The organism is Phyllobacterium sp. (assembly GCF_037994405.1).
In the GTDB taxonomy this organism is placed as follows: Bacteria; Pseudomonadota; Alphaproteobacteria; order Rhizobiales; family Rhizobiaceae; genus Phyllobacterium.
In genome coordinates this window covers 1-5227 of record NZ_JBBNAN010000507.1, presented here as the reverse complement: position 1 = coordinate 5227, position 5227 = coordinate 1, and the positions used below count along the sequence as shown (strand labels likewise).

The following is a 5227-nucleotide window of genomic DNA, read 5'->3' as shown; positions in this document are numbered from 1 at the left end:
GCTCTTCAGATCGTCGGCCAACTTGAAGCTTTCCGCCAGGCGGAAATTCGGCTTGTTATTGTCGAAGCGATTGAAGATGACAAGCGGCTCATAAATGAAATCGAGCGTGCTCTGGCGCGATGACGTTTGATTGAACGGGTTGAAGTTTCTCACCCATGTCGTCGCGGGCTCGATATTGGCGGTTAGTACGGTCTGCGCCACGGCAGGGTACGAAAGCAGTACAAGGGCGGATGCGACGGCGAGCAAACGGTTCTTGAACATATTTATTCCCCTGATTGGTTTTTGACTTAGCTTACGAGTGCACTGGCAAATATGTCTTCGACTTGGGCATGAACGTCAGCGACGTTCACCCTTTGTGATCCGAGGCGGGCCGCTGCGGCAGCGATGCGCCGCACAGCTGCAGCGCTCAACGGACGGGCAGCCTTTGCAGCGGCCGCACTGTCGGCAACATCGCCGTGGCTGTGCAGGGCAATGTCGTAACCGGCATCCAGCACCTGCTTCACACGTTCCGGCATCGTGCCTTCAAGCGCGTTCATGAAGATGCAATCGGAAATAAGGACGCCGTCATAGCCGAGATCGTTGCGGATCACGTCATGCATGATGGGCGACACCGAGGCAGGCTGTTCGTTGTCGTAGACCGAATAGACCACATGAGCGACCATGGCCCATGGCGTGTCCTTCAGATCGATGAACGGCCTAAAGTCCGTGGCAAGCAACATTTCCTTGCTCGTATCGACCAATGGGCGTTCCTTGTGAGAATCGAGTGTTGCCCTTCCATGACCCGGAATATGTTTCATGATCGGCATGTTTCCGGTCTCGAGCAGACCCTCGACAACTTCGCGGCCCAGCGTCGCCACGAGTTTGGGACCGGCGCCGAATGACCGTGCGCCGATGACCGCGCTCGTGGTCGGGAAAACCAGATCCAGTACCGGCGAACAGCCGCTGGTGAGGCCAAGCTCGCTCATCATCGTTCCCATGGCGCTCGATGAAAGGCGCAATGCTTTTCTCGCGAGCGCCAGATCATGGCGCGCCAGTTCGGCAAATTGACCGAAGCTGCGGAACAACGGCCAAGGCCCCGCATCGAGATGCTGGACGCGGCCGCCTTCCTGATCGGTGAAGACGGGGGCATCGTCGCGGCCGACCGCCTCGCGGAAGCTTTCGATCAGTGCCTTGACCTGGTTTGGTTCACGCAGATTGCGGCGGCCTACAAAGAGACCTAGGGGGTTGGTCTCCCGGAACAGGGCAATCTCATCCGGGGACAAGGTTGGGTTGGGGATGCCTACAAACAGGGCGAGAGGCGATTGTCTGGACAAGATGTTGACTCCGTGGATTGTGGCGGGGCGGGGCTCAAATTTTCTTGGCGCGCAACATGCCCTGGTAGATTCCCTTGTCGTCGGCAGGAATTGTCATGGCACCAACGGCATTGACGTAGAAATCGACAGGACCCGCATCGCCAATGATCGCGTAGGCATAGCCCATGGATTTCATGGCCTGCAGCGACGCGGAAAAGAGCGCGATGCCCACACCTTTGCCGCGACTATCTGGATGAACGCCTGTTGGCCCAAAAAAGCCGCGAGCAGTTGTGTCGTAACAGGCGAAACCGACCAGATTTCCGTGGTCGATGGCGATAAGGCAGGCGGATGGCTGGCGTGTGATGGCAACTGAGACTTCGCTGGCCCAGTTGTTGCTGAAATTATCGCGAACCCAATCAACGACGAGTTGCATTTCAGGGGGGAGGACAGACCGGATTTGCACATCGACACGACAGGCCTGCTCCTTAAGAATGGACAACCTGTTCGTATATAAGCTTACAAGCAGATCAGCCACGCGTCTCTCCTAAATTAAATTCCAATATTATGGAATATATCCCCTTTTAATGTAATAGATTTGGTTTTTTACGTCATCTTGTCAATCGCTTTATTATTGCCAAGGAGTGCTCTGCACCTCACCCCCGCAAGCGCACTCCGATTGCATCGTCTCATACAAGCAGGGTGAGTCGGTGATGGAGGTCGGCAAATCTCGAACAAGTCCTGAAGGCGAAGGGCCTTGTCGTTGTTTTATGACGCGGCAACGCACGAGCCTATTCAATCGGGAATGTGAAATAATCACATTCCCGGTTCTACCTGATGTGAAGGCCATGCCTATCGAACCGCACCTGCGCACGATCGCCGCCACAAACGTGCGATGCCGAGGAATTCGATGATATTGAACGACGTCATTGTGGCGGCGGGCTTATCGCGCTATCGATGTGTTGCTTGGTATTGCGACAGGGAGGGTTCACATGGCCAAAGGCACCGTTAAATGGTTCAATGCGACAAAGGGTTTTGGCTTTATCCAACCTGATGACGGCGGTACAGACGTGTTTGTCCATATCTCCGCGGTTGAGCGCGCTGGATTGCGCAGCCTCAATGACGGTCAGAAAATCAGTTACGAGCTCGTGCAGGACAAGAGGTCAGGCAAGACATCCGCTGATCAATTGAGCGCGCTTTGATGGTCTAGTCTGCAGTAGCACTTAGGAAGAAAATCCTGCCAGGAATAGAGGTGTTTCCATACGATACGTTTGGGGACGATGCGTCCTTGCACGAAACTGGTCTATTGCCCTTGAGTCAGTTCCGGATCGATTCCAGAGGCCTTTGGGGCGTCTTCGAGGCCGTTGCGTTTGATCTCAACGACACACTTTTTGCGGGCCGAGCATCGGCTGTAGGACCTTGTCGGCCCGCGCCCTCTAGCATGATCGCCGTCGTTTGCTCAGGTGTGTTACTGCTGCAACCCTGGATAGGCCCAGAGGCCCGAAACGCGCATCAGGTCGCGATAGATCACTAGACGCTCATCAGGTGACACCTTGGCTGCTTCTTCTATCGAAGGCGCGTCAAGTGCTACCACCGGCAAGACGTTTGCGGAAATGTCGTATTGTTTCAGGGCGTCCTCGAGCAGCGTCCGGGCACGGCGCATATGACTGGAGCTTGTCACGAGAATAACGCTGTCTGCGGTGTGGCGCTTGAGCAGGTTGGCGACGTTCAGCACATTGCCGACTGTATCCTTTGATTTGTCCTCAATGAGGATCCGGTCGCGGTCAATCCCGTGCTCGACTAGCCATTTCATCATCACATCACCCTCGGTGACGCCCGCCTGCGGCTGCCCGCCGGTAACCATGACCCGCGCCGTTGGATTTGTCTGAGCCGCCTTGAGCGCCACATCCAGCCGGTCGAGCAACGGCTTCTCGGCGGTGCCGTCCTTGGCCAAGGCATAACCGAGGGCGACGATCATCACCTTGCCGGATACAGCCGGAACTTCGGGATTCGGCTTCTCTGCCATGATCTGTTCGGCGCGCACAAAGCGCAGGCGATAGGCCTCGGCACGGTCACGATCGAGCCCTGACAGACCCTGATGGGCGAGAGAAGCCCCGGTTTCATCATTGCCAATCCGCGCGAGCGCCTCAAGCCAGGCCTGTGCTTCGAACGATGTCTGGTCCTTGGCCAGGATATCCTCATAGGTTGCCCGCGCGCCATCGACATTCTTCTGCAGGATTTGCGACGAAGCGACGGCGAAGCGGAAATCAAGCCGTTCCGGTGCCAGTTTCGAAGCTTCAGCGAAGGATTGCTCGACCACGTCATAGCGACCATGCAGCGTGATGCCCTTAAATATCTCGGCTTCCGCCTTTTTGACGTCGCCGCCGGTCCAGTAATACTGCATCCCCGTATCGACGAGCGTCTTGATCCGGGACGCATTCTGCTGATCGAACGCGAAGGATTGTACGGAAGTAGCAAGGAAAAGAAGGCCGGCAAAAACCGGAGGAACAATTGCATTCGCGACAGGAAACATCAGCGCTTTGAGTTTGGGTCCAAGTGGAACAATAACAGCTGACATGCGAATTCCCCCTCCAATTAAATAGATACCAATATCAATCCACTTCTTACAATCTGTCAAGACGATGGAGTGAACCGCGCCATTTTCGAAGATATTTATTGAAAATTGAAACCAAATCGCATACCAATATAATGCCAATTGCTGGTTTTACAGTTGAAAGAGAGGATCCGAACATGCGGGTCGCGGATCCCCGCATTTGATCTGAGAAATCAAATTGGTTTGCGTCGGCGGCGCCAAGTACCCAGTTGCAGATACGCAATGTGCATAAATCGAACGGCGGCGAAAGCTTGAACGGTTTCAATCAGAGCAATTCATGAGGTCCAGGTTCGTATCGATCCGGTCGCAAGGGCTCCCACCCAAGCCGACTGGTATTCGTTATCGGCATTCGGCTTCGCTCTACTCACTTGGCCATGGCGGTAATGACGCGCAGAAGACCATGGGCATCATCGCCGTGCTGCTGTTCTCGCAAGGTTATCTTGGAACCGAATTCAGAGTTCCGTTTTGGGTCGTGATTGCCTGCCAGTCGGCGATGGCTCTCGGTACGCTTTTCGGCGGCTGGCGCATCGTTCACACCATGGGGTCAAAGATTACCCGGCTTAACCCAATGCAAGGCTTCTGCGCCGAGACGGGCGGTGCGCTGACGCTGTTTGGAGCAACGTGGCTCGGCATACCTGTGTCGACATCGCATACAATCACTGGTGCCATAGTCGGCGTCGGAGCGGCCCGGCGAGTTTCAGCGGTGCGTTGGGGATTGGCCGGTAACATCGTCATAGCCTGGCTGATCACCATGCCGGCAGCTGCAATGATCTCAGCGCTGTTCTATTTTCTTGCTGGGTTCAGTCTGTAATCCTTGCGCGGTCGCAACATTGGCGCGGAGCGGGAATCGCTCTGGATCAGCCAAATGCTAACCTTGCTGGCATGCATATTTGCATCGTTTTCATTGATCAGCAATATTATGCCGGCGGAGCGGGCGCGCCGATGTCTTGGCGGCGGACATTCCCAAATACGACAACTCTTGTGTTGCCTGATCTCGAGCATGACAGTGAATTCTGATTGTTAAGTTTTCGCGTGGAAGAGCGCTAGCTTTTCCGCATTGCATCACATCGATGCGTGGGCGGGACTTCATTCGCAGTACATTGGTATTTCGATTAGCCGCATCTTTCCTCTCATGCCTGCAAGGCGAAGGCTGCCCAGGGGTGGCTTGATGTTTCCACGTCCAATGCAACAGGTTTTTGGAGCTCATTGGCTAAGACCGCAACGCCGCCGAAAATCGATGCGATGGTGAAAGGCGTCCGGACCGGCTTGCTTTCAAATGAATCCAGCATCAGCTCGGCACGACGGCCTGATAGACTTTTGAAAT

General features: G+C 55.1%; 5 protein-coding genes and 2 pseudogenes. 2 read left to right on the top strand and 5 right to left on the bottom strand.

Going from position 1 to position 5227, the window contains the following annotated elements:
* From AAAC48_RS27890 to AAAC48_RS27880, 3 genes and pseudogenes are all read right to left on the bottom strand, one after another.
* A pseudogene (locus AAAC48_RS27890) lies at nucleotides 1–261 on the bottom strand (ABC transporter substrate-binding protein); the annotation flags it as partial.
* A gap of 26 nt (nucleotides 262–287) precedes the next feature.
* Nucleotides 288–1313: a glycoside hydrolase family 3 N-terminal domain-containing protein gene (locus tag AAAC48_RS27885; protein ID WP_340657308.1), complete on the bottom strand. Its 1026-nt coding sequence runs from the start codon at nucleotides 1311–1313 to the stop codon at nucleotides 288–290.
* A 34-nt stretch (nucleotides 1314–1347) separates the two neighbouring features.
* Nucleotides 1348–1827 (bottom strand): GNAT family N-acetyltransferase, encoded by a 480-nt coding sequence (locus AAAC48_RS27880; RefSeq protein WP_340657307.1) that lies wholly within the window; start codon nucleotides 1825–1827, stop codon nucleotides 1348–1350.
* Between the two features lie 454 nt (nucleotides 1828–2281).
* Here AAAC48_RS27880 and AAAC48_RS27875 point away from each other — a divergent pair, with 454 nt between their 5' ends.
* On the top strand, nucleotides 2282–2491 hold the full coding sequence (locus AAAC48_RS27875) for a cold-shock protein (protein WP_340657306.1): 210 nt from the start codon (nucleotides 2282–2284) through the stop codon (nucleotides 2489–2491).
* Nucleotides 2492–2757: 266 nt separating this feature from the next.
* Here the strand turns inward: AAAC48_RS27875 and AAAC48_RS27870 are convergent, their stop codons facing one another.
* Nucleotides 2758–3867 carry a YdcF family protein gene (locus tag AAAC48_RS27870; protein WP_340657305.1) on the bottom strand — a complete coding sequence of 370 codons (1110 nt, stop codon included), beginning with the start codon at nucleotides 3865–3867 and terminating at the stop codon, nucleotides 2758–2760.
* A 385-nt stretch (nucleotides 3868–4252) separates the two neighbouring features.
* Here AAAC48_RS27870 and AAAC48_RS27865 point away from each other — a divergent pair.
* A pseudogene (locus tag AAAC48_RS27865) lies at nucleotides 4253–4714 on the top strand (inorganic phosphate transporter); the annotation flags it as partial.
* A 319-nt stretch (nucleotides 4715–5033) separates the two neighbouring features.
* Here AAAC48_RS27865 and AAAC48_RS27860 read toward each other — a convergent pair.
* Nucleotides 5034–5227 (bottom strand): hypothetical protein (locus tag AAAC48_RS27860; protein WP_340657304.1); only part of this gene is annotated, 194 nt, incomplete at its 5' end.

Coding starts and splice junctions, on each gene's coding strand:
- AAAC48_RS27870 (WP_340657305.1), bottom strand. CDS start 3,867: ATGTCAGCTGTTATTGTTCCACTTGGACCCAAACTCAAAGCGCTGATG.
- AAAC48_RS27875 (WP_340657306.1), top strand. CDS start 2,282: ATGGCCAAAGGCACCGTTAAATGGTTCAATGCGACAAAGGGTTTTGGC.